This window comes from Lentzea fradiae (genome assembly GCF_900100955.1).
Taxonomy (GTDB): Bacteria; Actinomycetota; Actinomycetes; order Mycobacteriales; family Pseudonocardiaceae; genus Lentzea; species Lentzea fradiae.
In genome coordinates this window covers 179869-199119 of sequence record NZ_FNCC01000001.1, presented here as the reverse complement: position 1 = coordinate 199119, position 19251 = coordinate 179869, and the positions used below count along the sequence as shown (strand labels likewise).

Annotated in this window: 12 protein-coding genes; 9 read left to right on the top strand and 3 right to left on the bottom strand. The window is 72.7% G+C overall.

All coding sequences use genetic code 11. The annotated features are described in order from the left end of the window. The first annotated feature begins 11 nt into the window (after nucleotides 1-11). The 6 genes from BLT23_RS00895 to BLT23_RS00875 all read left to right on the top strand — a co-directional run bounded on the left by BLT23_RS00895 (nucleotide 12) and on the right by BLT23_RS00875 (nucleotide 10255). Nucleotides 12-3584, top strand: a complete 3573-nt coding sequence (locus tag BLT23_RS00895; RefSeq protein WP_090044512.1) for a DUF4132 domain-containing protein — start codon at nucleotides 12-14, stop codon at nucleotides 3582-3584. A gap of 90 nt (nucleotides 3585-3674) precedes the next feature. After that, entirely contained in the window at nucleotides 3675-3842 is a 168-nt protein-coding gene (locus tag BLT23_RS40435; protein ID WP_176946532.1) for a hypothetical protein, read from the top strand. Continuing rightward, nucleotides 3839-4909, top strand: a complete 1071-nt coding sequence (locus tag BLT23_RS00890; RefSeq protein ID WP_218133593.1) for an ATP-binding protein — start codon at nucleotides 3839-3841, stop codon at nucleotides 4907-4909. Before BLT23_RS40435 ends, BLT23_RS00890 begins: the two co-directional genes overlap by 4 nt. Beyond that, nucleotides 4909-7353, top strand: a complete 2445-nt coding sequence (locus tag BLT23_RS00885) for a DUF5682 family protein (protein ID WP_090044510.1) — start codon at nucleotides 4909-4911, stop codon at nucleotides 7351-7353. The genes BLT23_RS00890 and BLT23_RS00885 overlap by 1 nt, the downstream gene beginning before the upstream one ends. Next, a complete protein-coding gene (locus BLT23_RS00880) occupies nucleotides 7350-8456 on the top strand; it encodes a VWA domain-containing protein (RefSeq protein ID WP_090044508.1) in 1107 nt (368 codons plus the stop codon). Before BLT23_RS00885 ends, BLT23_RS00880 begins: the two co-directional genes overlap by 4 nt. Further along, the gene (locus BLT23_RS00875) at nucleotides 8453-10255 is read left to right on the top strand and encodes a hypothetical protein (RefSeq protein WP_218133592.1); all 1803 of its coding nucleotides are present in this window, start codon (nucleotides 8453-8455) and stop codon (nucleotides 10253-10255) included. Before BLT23_RS00880 ends, BLT23_RS00875 begins: the two co-directional genes overlap by 4 nt. A 785-nt stretch (nucleotides 10256-11040) precedes the next feature. Here BLT23_RS00875 and BLT23_RS00870 read toward each other — a convergent pair. The 3 genes from BLT23_RS00870 to BLT23_RS40430 all read right to left on the bottom strand — a co-directional run bounded on the left by BLT23_RS00870 (nucleotide 11041) and on the right by BLT23_RS40430 (nucleotide 13082). Beyond that, on the bottom strand, nucleotides 11041-11748 hold the full coding sequence (locus BLT23_RS00870; protein ID WP_090044507.1) for a hypothetical protein: 708 nt from the start codon (nucleotides 11746-11748) through the stop codon (nucleotides 11041-11043). Nucleotides 11749-11758: 10 nt separating this feature from the next. After that, nucleotides 11759-12679, bottom strand: a complete 921-nt coding sequence (locus BLT23_RS00865; protein WP_090044505.1) for an ArsR/SmtB family transcription factor — start codon at nucleotides 12677-12679, stop codon at nucleotides 11759-11761. Nucleotides 12680-12923: 244 nt separating this feature from the next. Beyond that, entirely contained in the window at nucleotides 12924-13082 is a 159-nt protein-coding gene (locus tag BLT23_RS40430; protein WP_176946531.1) for a hypothetical protein, read from the bottom strand. Nucleotides 13083-13101: 19 nt separating this feature from the next. Between BLT23_RS40430 and BLT23_RS00860 the strand changes: the two genes are divergently transcribed. The 3 genes from BLT23_RS00860 (at nucleotide 13102) to BLT23_RS00850 (ending at nucleotide 19238) form a co-directional block, all read left to right on the top strand. Then, nucleotides 13102-13716 (top strand): hypothetical protein, encoded by a 615-nt coding sequence (locus BLT23_RS00860; protein ID WP_090044503.1) that lies wholly within the window; start codon nucleotides 13102-13104, stop codon nucleotides 13714-13716. A gap of 96 nt (nucleotides 13717-13812) precedes the next feature. Then, nucleotides 13813-16365, top strand: coding sequence for an NPCBM/NEW2 domain-containing protein (locus BLT23_RS00855; RefSeq protein WP_090044502.1), 2553 nt, complete (start codon nucleotides 13813-13815; stop codon nucleotides 16363-16365). Further along, the gene (locus BLT23_RS00850) at nucleotides 16359-19238 is read left to right on the top strand and encodes a discoidin domain-containing protein (protein WP_218133591.1); all 2880 of its coding nucleotides are present in this window, start codon (nucleotides 16359-16361) and stop codon (nucleotides 19236-19238) included. The genes BLT23_RS00855 and BLT23_RS00850 overlap by 7 nt, the downstream gene beginning before the upstream one ends. Nucleotides 19239-19251 lie beyond the last annotated feature (13 nt).

Genomic DNA, 19251 nt, shown 5'->3' with positions numbered 1-19251 from the left:
GGGAGTGATCAGTGCGCAGGTGGGAGCTCGTCTCCGGGAACTCGGCGAAGTTCTGGGAGATCGACAGGGACGGCTCGGACGTCACCGTCCGCTTCGGACGGCTGGACACGAACGGCCAGACCCAGACCAAGACGCTCGCCTCCGCCGAGGCGGCCGAGGCCCACGTGGCGAAGCTGGTGGCGGAGAAGGAGAAGAAGGGCTACCTCCCGGTGACCACCACGGCACCGCCCGTCACCGCGCCCGCGTCCCGGCCCGCCGGATCGAACCCCGCGGGCACCACCGCACCCGCACCCGCGGCCGCAGCCCAGCCGACCGGCGGCACCGTCGCCCAGACCGCCGCGACCACCTCCCCCGCGTCGGCCGCCACCAAGCCGCTCCCCGCCGACGAGGACACCTGGGTCCTCCCGAAGGCGTTCCAGCGCGACGTGGTGCGCCGCCGCGGCTTCGAACCGGCGCCCGTCTTCACCGTCGACACGGAGCTCGCCGAGACGTCCAGACGCCGGATCGGCAAGCAGACGGCCACCACGATCGAACGGGTCCTCTCCGAGCCCGCGTCCCACCCCGAGCTGGTCGCGGCCGCCCGCACGCACCTCGCCGGCCGGCCCGACCCGGTCGGTGCGGCGGCACTCGCGGCGATCACCCGGTGCGGGCTGGAGTCCCTGCACGCCTGGATCGCCGACCACGGCCTGGCGTTCGCGACGGAGGCGACCGTCGCGTTCATGCAGCTGCTCTCCGCCCCGGAGTACCGGGCGCACGCCCAGACCAACGAGAACCTGAGGACGCGCAGCAACTACTTCCACATCAACATCGACAAGGGCGAGGGCAAGATGCTGGTGACCCTGCGCTCCGCGCTCGCGGTCGCCGGCGACACCGAGCTGCGGGCCGTGGAGGCGGCCATGGAGAAGCCGGTCGTGCTGGCCGGCGAGACGGAGTCCACCGCGAAGCACGTGCGGACGTTCCTGCTCCCCGGCAACTCCGCCTGGCTCGCGCAGGCGTGCCAGGCGCGGAACTCCTACACCAGCTGGTGGCTGCTCCCCTGCAGCGCCACCACGGCCGAGGACTTCCGGACCCACCAGCTGTCCGTCACCGGTTCCTCGTTCATCCTGAACTCCGCCGTGTCCGTGCTGGGGACGGCGATCGCGCCGCTGCTGGCCGAGGTGCTCGACTCCTCGCTGCTCGCGGACCGGCGCAAGCAGGCGCTGAAGGTGCTGGCGGCGCTGCCCACCGACGAGGCGTTCACGATCCTGCTCGACCGGGTCGACGGCAAGTACGTGCGCCCGGCGCTGCTCTCGGCGATGGCGGCGTTCCCGCGGCGGGCGGCGCGGCTGCTCGGCGCACGGTCGTCGGACCCCGAGTTCCGCCAGCTCCTGAGCGTGCACCTGAAGACGTACCCGGAGCTGGAGACGCCGGAGGGCTTCGTGGACGTCGAGTCCGCCCTGGTTCCCGAGGCGCCGCCGGAGGCGCTGCCGCCGGTGCTCGCGTCGCCGCCGTGGCTGCGGCGCAAGTCCGCCGCGAAGCCGGTGGTCCTGGAGGGCCTCCCGGTGCCGCCGCCGTCGCTGGTCTGGGCGCCGGGTGAGCGCGAGAAGTGGCTCGAGCTGACGCCGCGGTACGTCCGCGACCACATGGCCTGGCAGCAGCTGCTCAAGGAGTTCAAGGCGAAGCGGATCGCCTCCTACCTCGTGCGGGACCTGGTCGCGCTCGCTCCCGAGGAGGAGCTGCTGCCCCTGTTCCCCGACTGGCAGCCCAAGCTCGGGTACAACTCCGAGAGCGTCGGCAAGCTGCTGGCCGCGCGGTTCGGGTTCGCCGCGATGGCGCCGCTGGTGCGGATCGTCGAGTCCAGCTCGGCCGACGCCCTGGTCGTGCTGCCGTTCGCCACGCCGGAGGTGGCGGCGCTGATGGCGGACTGGCTGGTGCGGCTCAAGCAGGTGCGCAAGATCGCGCTGGAGTGGCTGTCCCGCCACCGCGACACGGCCGCGCGGCTGCTCATCCCGCAGGCGCTGGGCAAGCCCGGTGCCGCGCGCCGCAACGCCGAGGCGGCCCTGCGTCAGCTGCACGGCATGGGCGTCGACGTCGTCGCGCTCGCTCCCACGCCGGAGGCGGCCGCGGCGCTGGAGGCGTTCCTCGCGATCGACCCCGTGGACATCCTGCCCGCGAGGGTGCCGGTGCTCGGCGAGTGGGCCGACACCCGGCTGCTGCCCCAGGTCCTGCTCGCGGACCGCCGGCAGGCGCTGTCCACGGAGGCGGCCAGGAACCTGCTGATGACGGCGGCGCTGTCCAAGCCGGACGAGGCGTACGCCGGTCTGCCGATCGCCGTCGAGGCGTGCGACCGCACGTCGCTCGCCGAGTTCGCCTGGGCGCTCTTCCGGCGCTGGCAGGAGATGGGCGCGCCGTCGAAGGAGAGCTGGGCGTTCACCGCGCTCGGCTGGTTCGGCGACGACGACACGGTGCGCCGCCTCGCGCCGCTGATCCGCGCGTGGCCGGGCGAGAGCCAGCACACCCGCGCCGTCGCCGGCCTGGACGTCCTCGCCACCATCGGCACCGAGGTCGCGCTGGCGCACCTGAACGGCATCGCGGAGAAGGTGAAGTTCAAGGGGCTCAAGGCGAAGGCCCAGGAAAAGGTCTCGCAGATCGCCGCCGAGCTCGGCCTGAGCCGCGACCAGCTCGCGGACCGCCTGGTGCCGCGCTTCGGCCTCGACGAGGAGGCGTCGCTGGTGGTCGACTACGGCGCCCGCCGGTTCACCGTCGGCTTCGACGAGCAGCTCAAGCCCTTCGTGCTCGACGAGGACGGCAAGCGCCGCAAGGACCTGCCCAAGCCGGGCGCCAAGGACGACCAGGACAAGGCTCCGTTGGAGCACAAGAGGTTCGCGGCGCTGAAGAAGGACGTCCGCACCATCGCGTCCGACCAGATCCTCCGGCTCGAACGGGCGATGGTCAACCAGCGCACGTGGACCGCCGAGGAGTTCCACACCGTCCTCGCCGGCCACCCGCTGCTGTGGCACATCGTCCGCCGCCTCGTCTGGGTCACCTCCGACGGCCAGTCGTTCCGCCTCGCCGAAGACCGCACCCTCGCCGACGCCCACGACGACGAGTACACCCTCCCGGCGGACGCGACCGTCCGCGTCGCCCACCCGGCCGACCTGGCCGGGGCCCTCGAAGCCTGGGGCGAGGTGTTCGCGGACTACGAGATCCTCCAGCCGTTCCCCCAGCTCGGCCGCCCGCTGCACGTGCTCGCGGCCGGGGACGTGCTGCCCCAGCTGAAGAAGTACTGCGACGTCGCGTACCCGGTCGGCAGGATCCTCGGCCTCACCAAGAAGGGCTGGGTCAGGGGCGAGCCGCAGGACGCGGGCGTCGAGTGCTGGATCACCCGCCCGCTGCCCTCGGGAGGTGCCCTCGTCGCCGCGCTGGACCCCGGCATCGCGGTGGGAGCCGTCGACTTCTTCCCCGACGTGAAGTTCACGGAGGTGTGGTACTCGCCCACCGGCGAGGGCTACTGGTCGTCCGAGCGCAGCGGGTCGGCCGCGTTCGAGCCCGACCCGATCACGCTGTCGGAGCTCCTGACCGAGCTGGAGTCCCTGAGCGCCTGAGCGCGTTCGGCAAACCCCGGAGGTGGCAGCGGTGCACAGGTGGGGACTCGTCGCGGACGGATTTCGCGACGAGTCTTTCGCCCCGGCATCGTGGCCGGCGACGTGAACGTCCAGCCGGAGATCGCGATCAGCGAGATCTGGTTCTCCCCCACCGGTTCCGGCCGCCACTCCGCACCCGCAGACGCCCCCGGCCCGCAGGGCCTCGACCCGATCACCACCTCAGAGATCCTCTCCGAACTGGAGTCCCTGTCGTCATGACCAGCACCCAGACGATGCAACGCCCGCCCGCCGAGGTCCGCTTCGCCGACGAGCTCGCCCGGCTCCGCGACACCGACACGGCGCCGAAACCGCCGGGGTGGGCGTTGAGCCTCGACGCCGCCCGGCGGTTCGTCGTCGGCGATGAAAGCCGCGGCATCACGAAGAAGTTTGTCGGCGATCCGTCCCTTGTGGACAGAGCGCTGGTGACGCTCGCGACCAGCCGGGGACTGATGCTCGTCGGCGAGCCGGGCACGGCCAAGTCGCTGCTGTCGGAGCTGATCGCGGCGGCGGTGTGCGGCGAGTCGACGCTCACGATCCAGGGCGGCGCGGCGACGACCGAGGACCAGATCAAGTACTCCTGGAACTACGCGCTGCTGGTGGCCGAGGGGCCGTCGCCGCGCTCGCTCGTGCCCGCGCCGATGCTGCGCGGCATGGCCGAGGGCAAGATCGTGCGGTTCGAGGAGATCACCCGCTGCCCGCTGGAGGTGCAGGACTGCATGCTGTCCATGCTGTCCGACCGGGTGATGGCGGTCGGTGAGCTGTCCGGCCCCGACGGCATGGTGTTCGCGCAGGACGGGTTCAACGTGATCGCCACCGCGAACACGCGGGACCGGGGCGTCAACGAGATGAGCGCGGCGCTGAAGCGGCGGTTCAACTTCGAGACGGTGTTCCCGATCGCGGACTTCGACACCGAGCTCGCCCTGGTCGAGCAGGAGGCGGCGAAGCTGCTGGAACGGTCCGGGGTGGAGCTCGCCCCGAAGCGGGACGTGCTGGAGGTGCTCGTCAGGACGTTCCGCGACCTGCGCGAGGGCACCGACCGGCTCACCACGGTCATGAGCACGGCCGAGGCGGTGTCGGTGGCGCACGCGGTGGGGCTGCGGGGCTGGTTCCTGCGCGGGGAGGCGGGCACGGCGGCGGACGTCGTCGAGTGCCTGGCGGGCACCGCGGCGAAGGACAACGCGGAGGACCTGGCGAGGCTGCGGCGGTATCTGGAACAACACGCGGCGCGGCGCAGGGGCGCGCAGTGGCAGGCGCTGCACCAGGCCCGTCACCTGCTCCCCGGCTGATGGGGGCCGTGTTCGTCGGCGTCCGGCACCACAGTCCCGCCTGTGCCCGGCTGGTCGCCGCCGCCATCGAGGAGCACCGGCCCGCGTACGTGCTCGTCGAGGGTCCCGCCGACTTCAACGAGCGCATCGACGAGCTGCTGCTCGGGCACGAGCTGCCGGTCGCGTTGTTCAGCTACTCCGACTCGCACGCGTCGTGGTCGCCGTTCTGCGACTACTCGCCGGAGTGGGTGGCGATCACCGAGGGCAGGCGGGCGGGCGCGGAGGTCAGGTTCATCGACCTGCCCGCGTGGCACGAGGCTTTCCGCGACGTGAGCAACCGCTACGCCGACGCGGAGCTGCGGTACGCCGAGGTCGTCGAGCGGCTGTGCCGGGAGTTCGCGGTCGACAACGTGGACGTGCTGTGGGACCACCTCTTCGAGTCCGAGGAGGCGCCCGTGGGCCTGGCCGAGTACTTCGACCTGCTGCGCGGCACCGCCACGGCCGACGCCGGCGACTCGGCGCGCGAGGCGTACATGGCCCGGTGGGTGCGGGCGGCACTGCGCAAGGCGGGCGACCGGCCGGTCGTGGTGGTCACCGGAGGCTTCCACACACCCGCGATCCGGGCCCTGCTCGCCACCGAACCGGCAGCCGAGGCCAGGGCAGAACCGGCAGCCGGAGCCGGGCGGACGGGGCCGGAGAACGAGCCCGGGCGAGCGGTGCCGGAAGACGAGGCCGAGCGAACGGCGGCGGAGGACCGAGCCGGGCGGGCAGCCGGGGCCGAGCGGCCGGAGCCGGCAGACCGGGCCGGGCAAGCAGAGCCGGCAACCGGGACCGGGCGGACGGGGCCGGAGAACGAGCCCGGGCGAGCGGTGCCGGAAGACGAGGCCGGGTGGCCGGAGGTGCCGGAACGGGAGCGGGGCGCGAGCTACCTCGTGCCGTACTCCCACGCCCGGCTCGACTCCTTCACCGGCTACCAGTCCGGCATGCCCTCCCCCGGCTACTACCAGCAGGTGTGGGAGACCGGGCCGCGGCAGGCGGCGGACTGGCTGGTCGAGTCGGTCGCGACGCGGCTGCGCGCCCGGCAGCAGCCGGTGTCCACGGCGGACCTGATCGCCGCGCACACCCAGGCCGGTGCGCTCGCCCGGCTGCGCGGTCACGCACATCCCGCGCGCACGGACGTGCTGGACGGGCTGACCAGCGCGTTGATCTCCGAGGACCTCTCGCAGCCGCCGCCGTGGACGCGGCGCGGCACGGCGCAGCCCGGCGCGCACCCGGCGCTGCTCGAGATGATCGCCGCCTTGCGCGGCGACAAGGCCGGGCGCCTGCACCCGGACACGCCCGCCCCTCCGCTGGTCAAGGCCGTGCACGAGCTGTTGCGCAGGCACGGGCTCGACGGCGAGGGCAAGGTCGCGCTCGACCTGACGGACGCGGCCGGGCTGGAGCGCAGCAGGGTCCTGCACCGGTTGCGGGTGCTGCGGATTCCCGGTTTCGAACGGCTGAGCGGCCCCGCGGAGGGCGCGGCGCCGCAGCTGGACGAGCAGTGGCAGCTGCGGTCGGCGGAGACACGGCTCGCGGCGTTGATCGAGGCCGCCGAGAACGGCGCCACCCTGGAGGAGGCGGCCGGCGCGGTGCTCGAACGGCGGGCACGGGACGCGGCCCTGCAGGACCTCGCCGCGGTGTTGTTCGACGCGGTGCTGTGCGGCATCACCGCCTTGTCCGGCGAGGTCCAGCGGACGCTTGGCGAGGGCGTCCGGCAGACGGGCGACCTGGCGGCGCTCGGGCGGGTGCTCAGCGGCGTGCTCGGGCTGTGGCGGCACGACCGGCTGTTCGGCACCCGGCGGGACCCGTTGCTGAGCGAGGTGATCGACGCGGGCACGACCAGGGTGCTGTGGCTGGTCGAGGGCCTGCACGGCGGCCCGGCGCCCGCCGACCCGCACCGGCTCAGGGCGATGGCGGCGACGAGGGACGCCGTACTGCACGCGCGTCCTGCGTTGTCGCTGGACCCCGCGGACGTCGCCGGGGTGGCGCTGCGGGTGAGCGCGGACGCCCAGGCGCCACCGGACCTGCGGGGCGCGGCGCTGGGGCTCGCCTGGACGCTCGGCACGCAGCCGGACGTGGGCAGGGTCCGCGGTGTCGAGGCGCTCGGCGACTGGCTCGCCGGGTTGTTCGCGGTGGCGCGCGAGGAGGTGCTGGCGAGCCCCGAGCTGGTGGGGGTGCTGGACGAGCTGGTCGGCGCGATGACACAGGACGAGTTCCTCGTGGCGCTGCCCGCGTTGCGGCTCGCGTTCAGCTACTTCCCGCCCAGGGAACGGGAGACCATCGCGGCCACTGTCCTGCGCCACCGCGGCGAGGAGGGCAGCGGCAGGGGGATCACGAGACTCTCCGCCGACCCGGTGGTCGTGGCGGAGGCGATGGCGGTGGAACAGCGCGTCGACGCGCTGCTGGTGAAGGGCGGGCTGGCATGACGGACATGGAGCGCTGGCGGCTCATCCTCGGCGAACCCGCCACCGGCCGCACGGGCGGGCTCGGGGGCGACGCGGCACGTCAGGACGCCGCGCTGGAGTGGTTGTACGGGCGCGACCCCGAGCTGTCCGGGCGCGGCGTGCGCAGGACCGCCGGGGGCGGCGACTCGGTGGTGCAGACCGTCGACTGGCTGGACGAGGTCCACCGCCTCTTCCCGAAGGAGACGATCGAGCGGCTGGAACGCGACGCGGTGGAGCGGTACGAGATCACCGAGGTCGTCACCAACCCCGATGTGCTGCAACGGATCGAGGCCAACCCGGCGCTGCTGCGCGCGGTGCTGCGGACCAAGCACCTGATGAACCCCGACGTCCTCGCGATGGCGCGCAAGATCGTCGAGGCGGTGGTGAGGGAGCTGGTGGAGAAGCTCAAGACCGAGGTGCGCACCGCCTTCAGCGGCACGCGGTCCCGGCGTCCGAGCATCCACAAGAACTCGCGCAACTTCGACTTCCGCGGCACGATCAAGGCGAACCTGCGGCGCTACCAGCCCGAGGAGCGCAGGCTCGCGATCGAGCACCCGAAGTTCGTCTCGCGCACCCGGCGGCACGTCGAGCAGTGGCAGGTGGTCCTGCTGGTGGACCAGTCGGGCTCGATGGCGAGCTCGGTGATCCACTCGGCGGTCACGGCGGCCTGCCTGTGGGGGCTGCCGGGGCTGCGGACGCACCTCGTCGCGTTCGACACCGAGGTGGTCGACCTGACCTCGGACGTGACGGACCCGGTGGAGCTGCTGATGAAGGTGCGGCTCGGCGGCGGTACGGACATCGCGAGGGCGGTGGCGTACGGGGCCTCCCTGATCGACAGCCCGCGCCGGTCGGTCGTCGCGGTCATCAGCGACTTCTACGAGGGCGGCAACGACTTCGACCTGGTGAGGACGGTGAAAGGGCTGTGCGAACAGGGCACGCACGTCCTGTGCCTCGCCGCACTGGACGAGGAGGCGAACCCGGACTACGACCGCGAGCTGGCTCAACGCCTCGCGAACGTGGGCGCCCACGTCGGTGCCATGACCCCCGGCCAGCTCGCGGAGTTCGTCGCGGAGAAGCTCAAGTGACCAGAACCGATCTCATGGCGCTCACCCCGGACGCGCTCGCGGCGCTCGCCAACCGCGGTCTGGTGAAACGTGCCGTCAAAGAACTCGACGCGGGCACGGTGCCCGCGCTCGAGACCGACGCCGCCGGTGCCGTCCAAGGCAAGTTCCCGGACGGCACGACCACGACGCTGCCGCCCGGCACCGCGCTCGACGCGGCGAAGTGCAGCTGCGGCGCGACCGGCGTGTGCCGCCACCGCATCGCCGTCGTCCTCGCCTACCAACGCACTCAGGAGGCGGCGGCACCGGCGGAGCTGTGGTCGCCGGGCACGGTGACGGACGAAGACCTGGCGGCGTTGATGGGCGAGCGGACGCTGCGCCGCGCCCGCAGGGTGTTGCAGGCGGGCTACCGCGCGAAGGTCCGGCGGCCGAACGGGGAGGACCAGACAGCCCAGGCGGAGCTGCCGACCTGCACGGTCACGTTCCTCGTCCCCGGCGACCTGACGTACGTCCACACGGACGCGGTCGGCAAGGATGAGGCGACGGCGCTGGCGGTGTGGGCGTTCCGCGAGGCCGACGCGCAGGGCAGCGACACCGTCGACGTCGGCGGATCCGTCTCCACCGCCGTGGACCTGGCCGCCGTCGGCGACCTGCTCGACCAGCTGCTGCTCGACGGCGCCGCGCACGCGAGCGAGGTCCTGGACGTCGCGTGGCAGCGCCTGCACCGCGACCTCATCGCCCAGCGCCTGCACTGGCCCGCCGCGGTGATCACCGACCTGCTGGGCCAGCTGTCCGCGTACCGCGACCGCGGCGCGGGCTACGAGGCGGAGCGGTTCGCCGAGCTGCTGACCGAGCTGCACGCGCGGATCACCGCGACAGGCCCGCGCGCCGAGGTCCTCGGCCCGGACGAGCCGGCGGAGACCCCGCTGCGGCGAGTCAGGCTGACAGCACTCGGCGCGCGGCTGCGGACGACGACCACGGCGGACGTCTACTACGCGTCCGGCGACGTGGTGCTGGTGCAGCGAGACACCGCCCTGCGCACCGTCCAGCGCCTCGCCGCGGCGAACGTCGTCTCGGAGTCGGCCACCCGCAGCGCGAGCCGAGTGGTCGCGCTGAAGACCAGCAGGGTCGCGAAGACGTCGGTCACCCCGGTCGGCACGGCGTGGGACCACCTCCCGCAGACGCTGGTGGTCGACGACTACGACGCCACGGCCGCCCAGCTGGCCGAACTCCCGCCACGGCAGGTCCGTGCACGCGTCGAGGCGGAACTGGTCCGGGCGGTCCGGGTCACCGAGGTGTCCGCGCTCGCGTACGACCCAGCGGCCCAACGCCTCACCGCCACCCTCCACGGCCCCACCGGTGGCACAGCCGTCCTGGAAGCGGACCACCGCTCCGCGGCACCGCACTCCCTGGACGCGCTGGCAGCGGCGTTGCGCGCCGAACCGGCGGTGGTCACCGGCTCGGTGCGCCGCCGCCGCGGCACCCTGGTCGTCGACCCGATCGCCGTCCGCACCGCGTCGGGCGTGGTGGTGCTCGACCTGGCGGAGGTGAAACCGGAGCGGCTACCGCACGGCGTCACGACGACCGACCCGCTGAGCGCGGCCGTCGACAGCGCGCTGACCGTCCTGTCCGAGGCCGCGCACCGAGGTCTTGACCACCTGACGGACAGCCTGCTCGCCAGGGTGCGAGAGGTCGGCGCGCACCTGCACCGCCTCGGCCTGCGCACGGCGGCGACCCGCCTCACGGCGTTCGCCGAGGCCCCGGCCACGCCCACCTGGCTGGACGCGCACCTGAGGCTGCTCGTCACGGCCGACGCCCGCTGACAACACCGAGAACGTCGGGTCGACCCGCTGCGCCAGCACGTACGACTCGGCGGCCTCCGCCACCCGCCCCAGCCGCTCGAACACGAACCCCCGGAGGTAAGCCGCCCGCGCCACACCCCACCCACCCAGCGCCACACCACACCCGTAGGCCCGCTCCGCCTCGTCAAGCCGGCCGCACGCGACCAACGCGTCCCCGCGCAACGCCCACGTCCGGTCGTCGCCGGGACTGAGCCGCACCAGGTCCTCGGCGTACTCGGCGGCGCGCTGGACCAGCCCGGCCGCGAGGTGGCTGCGGACCAGGAAGCAGTGCAGGACGTACGCCTCGTCCGCCCAGGCGAGCCGGTCGAGAACGGCCGGGTCCGGGGCGGCGCCCGGACGCGAGGTCGTGGCCGAGGGCGGGCCGGACATCGGCGGAGCCGGGACGATCACGGCCGTTTGCGCGGCGGATGCGGACGGGCACGAGGCAGGCGTGGCCAAGAGCGCGGCGACCACCGCCCCGCCCTGGTCGGCAACCGCCCCACCCGGCTGAGCCACCACCTCACCCACCACAGCCGCCGTCCCACCCACCACAGCCGCTCCGCTCGCCACCGCCGCCGTCCCACCAATCCCGCCCGACGCACCCGCCCAGCCCTTCCCGGAGACAACCCCCTCCACCGCCGCCCACCCACCGGCCGGCGCCGCCGCCACCAGGCAGTCCATCGCCCGGCCGAGCAGCTGGTGCGTCTCCCCGATGTCGTGCCGCACGAACGCCACGGCGGCCATCGCGCGGTGGAGCCGCACGCGGTTCAGCGGGTCCTGCGGCAGTTCGGAGGCGGCTTTGACGGCGAGGGCGGCGGCAGCGCGCAGGGACGGTGAGTCGGCGCCGCGGGCAGCGTGGCGGAACAGCACGTGCAGTGCCAGGTCGCGGCGGGTGGTGGCGGGCAGGGAGGAGCGGGCGGCGCGTAGTGCCAGTGCCTCGGCGGTGGAGGCCGGGAGGTGGTGGCGGAGGACGGCGAGTTGTTCCAGGGCCAGTCGGGCGAGAGGACGTTGGCGCGGCCGTCGATCGCCCTGAGGGCGGTCGTGTTGAGGCCGGTCACGGACGCGGCTTGTTGTGGGTAGCCCAGGCGCAGCAGCAGGTCGCAGGCGGTTCGGCGGTCGGCAGGGTGCAGGGCGGTGAGGGTGCGGTCGTGGACGCGCCGCCAGAGTTCGGAGGTGAAGTCCGCGGGGAACGTCGTCATGTCGGTGCCGTGGTCGAGGTGGCCTTGGCTCGCGGCTGTCAGCAGGCGCAGCTGGAACGTCGGCGGTGGCTCGAAGCGTGGTGTGGGAGTGCCGGTCACGAACGACTGGGCCAGCGCGTACGTGATGCGGGCGTGCAGCGCGGAGGTGTCAGCGGGGGCGGTCAGGCCCGCGTAGACGCCGCAGGCGACAGGGACGCCGGCGGTGCGCAGGGCGCGCAGGCGTGCGGCCAGTGCGCGAGGGCTCGGGTCGGTGCGGTACCGCGGTAGCGCGGTCATGCGGGCCTCCTCAGTTCAGCAGTTCCCAGCCGCGTCTGGTCAGGCGGTGGCGGACCGACCTGCCGTTGCGGTGGGTGGAGACGAAGCCCGCGGTGCGCAGGGCCGTCGCGTGCTGTGACGCCGTCGGCAGGCTGATGCCGACGTGCCGGGCCAGTTCGGTGGTGGTGCGTTCGGACGTCAGCGCCCGCAGCACGAGGGTTCTGGTGCGGCCGAGGGCCAGTTCGAGGCTGCCGCCGCTCGGCTGCGGTGCCGTCACGGGGTAGAAGAGCAGCGGCTGCGGTTCGGCGAACATCGACACGGCGGGTCTGGTCAGGCCGTTCAGGACGGGGACGACGAGCATGCCCGTGCCGCGCAGCGAGATCTCCGCCTCCCAGGCCAGTTCGACGTGCAGTGCGGGCGGGGTCCACGAGATCGACGGGTGCAGGTGGCCCAGCAGGTCGCCGAGGCCGCGGCTCACGGCCTGGGCCGAGCGCAGCCGCACCTCCGCGTCGAACGCCTGCCGTGTGCGCGCCCAGTTCGGGGCGAGCAGCTCGCGGAACGCCGTCGTCAGCGCTGAGCGCAGCTCTTGGCGCGAGGCCGGGGTGCCCGCCGCGTACGACCGCAGCCACGGCGACGTCGTGCCCAGCATGCTCACGATCTGGTCGCGGACCCGTGTCGCGGGTACGTCGAGCACCTCGCGCACGGCCTCGTCGAAGTCGGGGCGCGCGGAGTCGAAGAAGTCGGGGACGAACCTGCCCGGCCTGACCAGTTCGGCGAGCGGGCGGATGCGCGGCAGCAGGAGGCGGTCCCAGTCGCCCCGGTGCATCGCGAAGACGAGCTCGTACATCGGCAGCGGTGCCGGCGCGAACCGGGTTCGCGCGAGGTCTTCCAGCTCGAACAGAATAGTGAGACCGCGGCCTCTGGACGCGGATTCGGACAGCACGATCGGCATTGCTTCCCCCCGGAGTGCAACCACTTCCGAAGGTACGCAGATTTCGTTGTCCGATGTCGGAAACGCTCGGGTTGACAACGATCGGTGGACGATTCCAGGCGTGTGGGCTGCGCAAACGTCACACCATCGGATGAACGGGAAATGCGATCATCACGCTCCGGAACCGGCGTGCGGAATCGATTACCGGAGCTTCACCGCGGGTGCCGGCCGGTAACGGTGGCGGTGCTTCGCCGATTCCGGAACCTCACTTCGCGGAATCGGCCTCGGCGAGCCGCGCGTGCAGGCGGTCCCTGATCTCGTCCGGGGTGTACGCGGCCCGGCGGCGCTGGTTGCGGGCGACGGCCACGCCGCTCGCCGCGACACCCGCGAAAGCGGCGATGCCGAGCAGCTTCCAGAGCTTCATGTGCCTAGGGTAGTCGGCTATGCCGACAACTCTGGACCAAGCCGTCGAGATGACGCGCACCGGCGACGTGTGGGTGTTCCGCGGGCGCAGCCCGGCGGACCGGGCGATCCAGGCCATGACGAACAGCCCGGTCAACCACGTCGGCATGGCGATCGTCATCGACGACCTGCCGCCGTTGATGTGGCACGCGGAGCTGGGCAAGTCGTTGCGGGACATGTGGAGCGGCACGCATCAGCGCGGCGCTCAGCTGCACGACCTGCGGGACGCCGTGGTGACGTGGCACGACAAGTACGGGCAACGGGCGTGGCTGCGGCAGCTCGACCACGAGGTGACGCGCGAGATGGAGGACGCGGCGCTGAAGACGGTGGCACGGCTCGATGGCACGCCGTTCCCGTCGACGGCGAAGCTGGCCTCGCGGTGGCTGCGCGGGCGCGTTCCGGTGGGCCCGAAGGCCGAAGCCTCGCTGGAGAGCGCGTTCTGCGCGGAGATCGTGGCCGTGACGTACGAGGAGATGGGGCTGCTGCCGCGGCGCAGGCCCAACTGGTACGACCCCGGCCGGTTCTGGAGCGGCGACGACCTCGACCTGCTCGGCGGCGCGAAGCTCGGCAAGGAGATCGAGATCGTCGTGCTCTGACGCTGTCCGCAAGAGGACTGATGAAAATCAGCCCCTTGACCGGGCGTGATCGCCCCCAACACGATGGGAGCGGTCTCACCCCGGGAGCTGACAACGATGTCACGACTGCTCGTACTGGTGCTCGCCCTGCTGTTGCCCGCCGTCCCCGCGGTCGCCGCACCCGTCGGCTGGACCGTCGCCGGACCGGGTCAGGTCAGCGCGGACATCGCCTTGACCGGCGGAAAGCTGACGCTGGCCGTGCGCCGTCAAGGCAGAACGGTCCTGCACCCCGCCGCGGTCGGGCTCACCACGGCCACCGCCGACCTCACGACGGACCTGGTGTTCACCGGACGCCGTGACCGCGTTGTCCAGGAGCGGTACTCGATGCCGCACGGCAAGCGGATGCAGCGCGCGACCCGCATGACGGAGACGCGGCTGGGCTTCCGCAACGCCCACGGCAGCTTCGACCTCGTCGTGCGGGCGGCACCGGACGGCGTCGCCTACCGCTACGTGCTGCCCGGCCCGGACAGCGTCACGGCGGAGGCGTCGAGCTTCCGCCTCCCGGCCGACGCGAAGGCGTGGCTGCTCCCCTACAACGCCTGGTACGAGGCCAACCGCGTGCGCACGACGGCGGGAGCGGCGAGCGGCGAGTTCGGTTACCCGTCGCTCTTCCAGTCGGGGCCGGACTTCGCGCTGCTCACCGAGTCCGATGTGGACGGACGGTACACGGGGAGCAGGCTGCGGGCCGCCGGTGGCGGGTTCCAGGTCGTCCTGGCCGACGAACGGGTCGAGTCGGCGGGCACCACGCCGTGGCGCACGGCGATCGTCGGCGACCTGGCCACCGTCAGCACCTCGACGCTGGTCGACGACCTCGCGACGCCGTCGAAGCTCGGGGACGCGTCGTGGGTGGTGCCGGGCAAGGTCGCGTGGTCGTGGCTGAGCGAGCACTCCAGCCCCGGCGACTTCGAGCGGCAGAAGCGGTACGTGGACTTCGCCGCCCGCAACGGCTGGCCGTACACGCTGGTCGACGAGGGCTGGAGCGCCGCGTGGGTGCCGGAGCTGATCCGCTACGCCCGTGCGCGGGGCGTGGAGGTCCTGCTGTGGATCAGGTGGAGCGACCTCGACACCGAGCAGGAACGCGACGCGCTGCTGCCGAAGGTGAAGCAGTGGGGCGCGAAGGGCGTGAAGCTCGACTTCATGGAGTCCGACTCGCAGGAGCGCTACCGCTGGTACGACGCGGTGCTGCGGAAGACGGCCGACCTGCGGCTGATGGTCAACTTCCACGGCTCGACCATCCCGCACGGTCTCGCCAGGACCTGGCCGCACGTGCTCACGATGGAGGCCGTGCGCGGCGCCGAGAACTTCCCGCCCGCCGCCGACAACCCGGTGCAGTTCTTCACCCGCAACGTCGTCGGCTCGATGGACTACACGCCGGTGTCGCTGGAGGTCGGCACGAAGGAGGCGTCGGTCGCGCACGAGGTCGCGCTGCCGGTCGTCTACGATTCGGGCTGGACGCACTTCGCGGACAAACCCGAGGCGTACGGACGGCATCCGCAGGCGTTGCGTTACCTCGACCAGGTGCCGACGGTCTGGGACGAGACCCGGCTGCTCGACGGTGACCCTGACTCCCACGCGGTGGTCGCCCGCCGTGCCGGCGAGAGGTGGTTCATCGGCGGCATCACGGGTCCGGAACGCACGCTGACGGCGCCGCTCGGGTTCCTGGGCGGCGGGCAGTGGCTGGTCGAGACGGTCCGCGACCCCGAGACGCGCGCCGACGTCGTCCGCGACCGGCAGGTGCTGGGTCGCACCGACGCGCTCTCCGTCCCGGCCAGGCGCAACGGCGGGTTCGCCGCCGTCGTCTGCCGCTACCGGCCGGGTCTTCAGACGTGCGACGAGCCGATCCGACAGGTCCCTGCGACGACGTTGACGGTCACGCCGGACACTCCCGCCGACACCCCGCCGGGGTCACGGCTGGAGGTCACCGGCACGTTCACCAACGGCGACCAGGAGATCCGCGACGTCACGCTGCGGGCCGTCGCCCCGGAGGGCTGGAGCGTGAGCGGACCCGTGGTCACCCGCCGCGAGCTCGCGCCGGGTGAGTCGGTCAGCGGTGCCTGGCACCTGACGGCGGGTAGCGGCATCGGGCCGGTGGACGTGCCGGTCGTCGCGACCTTCGGCGACGGGGTGCACGTCGAGCAGGCGGCGAAGGCGTTCGTGCCGCCACCGGTACCCGCCGATGGCGCGTGGGTGAGCGATCTGCCGTTCATGAGCGAGTCCAACGGCTGGGGGCCGGTCGAACGCGACCGCTCCAACGGCGAGAACTCCGGTGGTGACGGCAAAACGTTGACCATCGGCGGTGTCACGTACGCCAAGGGGCTCGGCGTGCACGCGCCGTCCGAGGTGTCGGTCTACCTCGGACGCGGCTGCGACCACCTCACCGCGCAGGTCGGCCTCGACGACGAGACCGAGCAGCCGGGTTCCGTTGTGTTCCAGGTGTTCGGCGACGACAAGCTGCTCTTCGACAGCGGGGTGATCAGCGGAAAGGGCGCCGCACGACCGATCGACGTGGACGTCACCAGCGTCCGGATGCTCAGCCTGCGCGTCACCGACGGAGGCGACGGCAAGAACTTCGACCACGCCGACTGGGTGGAGGCCGCGCTCGCGTGCTGATCAACAGGAGGACCTTCCTCGCCGCCACCGGTCTGCTCACCCTGACACCGGCCGTCGCCTCCGCAGCGCCGGCCAGGGACGTCTACCACGAGGCCCTGCTCCGGCACACGCGGTGGGCGCAGACGCAGTACGACGCGGCGGCCGGGTGGTACCGGCGCACCGACTTCGGGTTCGCGGTCGTGCTCGGCAACGCCGTCCTGCTCACCAGGGGCGCCTACGACGCGGCGCTCGCCGGTGTCGAGCAGGACGTGCTGCGTCAGCACACACTCGCCACGATCAAGCACTTCGCGGCGAGCAACGTCCTCGCGGGCGGCGGCGAGTGGGGCAAGACGTTGTTCTGGGACACCACGTTCCAGTCCTACTTCGTGCTGGCCGCCCGCCTGCTCTGGTCCGACCTCGACGCGGCGACCCGCGCGGACGTCGAGGCGATCACCCGCGGCCAGGCCGAGTACACGGCGTCGCTCGGCACGTCCGACGACCCGCGCTCGGGCGGCTGGACGCCTCGCGGTCTCACCGGTGGCTACCGCGGCGACACGAAGCTGGAGGAGATGGGCGTCTACGCCCAGGCACTGGCGCCCGGGATCGCCTGGCACGGCGACGGGCCGGGCTGGCGGGAGGCGTTCGGCCGGTGGAGCCGCAACGAGGCGGGGCTGCCCGCGGCCGACCTCGCCACGACGGCCGTCGTGGACGGGGTGCCGGTGTCGGCCAACACCGCGGCGAACCTGCACGACACGTTCATCGTCGAGAACCACGGCTCGTTCGGCCCGCACTACCAGGAGGAGCTGTGGCGCACCTCCGGCCGCAACGCCGTGCACTTCCTGCTCGCGGGCAGGCCGCTGCCCGAGGTGCTGACCCGCCAGCCGAACGGGGAGCTGTTGTGGCGCACCATCCTCGCCACGATGAGCGACGCCGGTGAGCCGCTCATGCCGATGGTCGCCGACCGCGAGCACCTGTACGGCCGGGACGTGCTGCCGCTCGCGTTCCGCTCCACCGTGCTGCGCGACCCGATGGCCGCCCGCGCCGAGGCCGCGCTCGCGTCCCGGCTGCTCGCCTACCAGGCGCACCCGCCCGTGCACCGGCTGGCGAAGTTCTCCGGGGAGGCCAAGTACGAGCCGGAGGCACGGGCAGAGCTCGCGATCAGCTACCTGCTGCACGAGCTGCGCCCGGGGGCGGAACCGGTGCCGGAGGAGGAGTTCTTCGCTCGTGCGGCGATCACGATCGACCACGGCGCGGACCCCGGCCTGCTGACCCACCAGTCCGCGGCGGCGTGGGCGGGGACGGTGACCAAGCCGGGTTTCACCAAGCTCGCGTGGCAGCCGCACCACGACGACTGGTTGTTCAAGATCAGCGGCCCGGCGCCGTCGCTGCTGCCGTCCGCGACGGTGACCGGACGCAACGCCGTGGCGTACCAAGGGGTTCGCGACGGGTTCGACGCGACGGCGTGCCTGCTGCGGTTCGCGGACGGTTTCGCCGGCACGGCCACGCTGCCCACGGGCACGGTCGTGTGCGCGCTCCCCCGGCCAGGACGCGTGGACGTGCACAACCTCGCGATGGCCGGGATGCCCGGTCTCACCGGTTCCCGCACCTACACCGGAGCGTCTGGTCGCGTCACGGTCCGGGCCAGAGAAGGGTTCCGGGTCGACGAGCTGACGTTCCCGGCGACGACGGCGCGTCACGTCCGCATGCTCGGCGTCACGCCGCATCCCACCTACGGCTACTCGATCTTCGACTTCGAGGTCGATGCCGCGCAAGGCCACCCCACGGCGTCGTCGTTCGACCCCGGCTTCGAACCGGAGAAGGCGACCGACGGCAACCCCTCCACTCGCTGGGCGGTCGCCCGCTCCGAACGCGGACGGACCGACAGCTGGCTGTCCGTGGACCTCGGCACCGAGACGACCGTGCGGAGCGTGCGGCTGCGCTGGGAGACAGCGGCTGCCGTCGCCTACCGCGTCGAGACGTCCCTGGACGGCACGGAATGGACGACGGTCGCCGAGTACCCGAGGCCCGACCTCAGCACCCCCGGATGGCTGGACGTGGACGGACGGGCGGGGTTCGTCGCGCGTTCGGACGAGCCGATCACCGTGCACGGGGACACGATCACGCTCCCCGCCGGGGTGATCGAGGGCCATGTCCGCGCCGACCTGCGGAAGATTGCGGCGAACCCGGTACCGCGGACCCCCGACAGCGTGCGGGCGAGCACCGCGGACGGTTTCCTGACACTTTTCAACCTCTCGGACGCCGACGTCAGCGGCACGGTCCACCTGCACGGCACCCGCCTGTACCGCGGCACGCAGGTCACCACGGACACCGGCATCGCCTACACGCTCTCGCTACCCGCCGCGACGGCACGGGTGGAGGCGCCGTGGTTCACCACCCAGGGCCTCCCGCCGGGCGTCACGGCGGTCGTGCACGACGCCCGGCGCGTCACGTTCCGCGGCGGTCCCGCCCGGTTCACGCTGACCCACCGCGACGGCTTCTCGCTGCGGGTCGTGCTCCGGAAGGGCAGCCGGACGGTGACCGTGCCCGGCGCGAAGGCGTTCCCGTTCGACGACCTCGCGCTGGGCCGCGTGACCTTCCCGCACTCGGTGCTGCCGCCCGGCATGAGCGACCCGGCCGCCGCGGTCGACGGGTCGGAGCGGACCGCGTGGACGCCGGGCAGGGACGGACGCATGGTCGTCGACCTCGGCGCGCCGCACGTGATCGGTTCCGTCCGTCTGAAGTGGACCGAAGGCGTGCCGCCGCCGCACACCGTCACGTTCAGCGTCGACGGCAGGACTTACGGTGCCGCAACGACCGCGAGATATGTGGCAGTGTCGACGCACTGGCGTCCGGGACACGCCTCGCTGCGGAATCTCGGTTTAGCTCCCGGCTGACCGGCAAACCTCA

Excerpts from the sequence above, each read along its gene's own strand:
- BLT23_RS00860 (WP_090044503.1), top strand. The coding sequence starts at position 13,102 with ATGCCGACAACTCTGGACCAAGCCGTCGAGATGACGCGCACCGGCGAC.
- BLT23_RS00885 (WP_090044510.1), top strand. The coding sequence starts at position 4,909 with ATGGGGGCCGTGTTCGTCGGCGTCCGGCACCACAGTCCCGCCTGTGCC.
- BLT23_RS00880 (WP_090044508.1), top strand. The coding sequence starts at position 7,350 with ATGACGGACATGGAGCGCTGGCGGCTCATCCTCGGCGAACCCGCCACC.
- BLT23_RS00890 (WP_218133593.1), top strand. The coding sequence starts at position 3,839 with ATGACCAGCACCCAGACGATGCAACGCCCGCCCGCCGAGGTCCGCTTC.
- BLT23_RS40430 (WP_176946531.1), bottom strand. The coding sequence starts at position 13,082 with ATGAAGCTCTGGAAGCTGCTCGGCATCGCCGCTTTCGCGGGTGTCGCG.
- BLT23_RS00855 (WP_090044502.1), top strand. The coding sequence starts at position 13,813 with ATGTCACGACTGCTCGTACTGGTGCTCGCCCTGCTGTTGCCCGCCGTC.
- BLT23_RS00865 (WP_090044505.1), bottom strand. The coding sequence starts at position 12,679 with ATGCCGATCGTGCTGTCCGAATCCGCGTCCAGAGGCCGCGGTCTCACT.
- BLT23_RS00870 (WP_090044507.1), bottom strand. The coding sequence starts at position 11,748 with ATGACCGCGCTACCGCGGTACCGCACCGACCCGAGCCCTCGCGCACTG.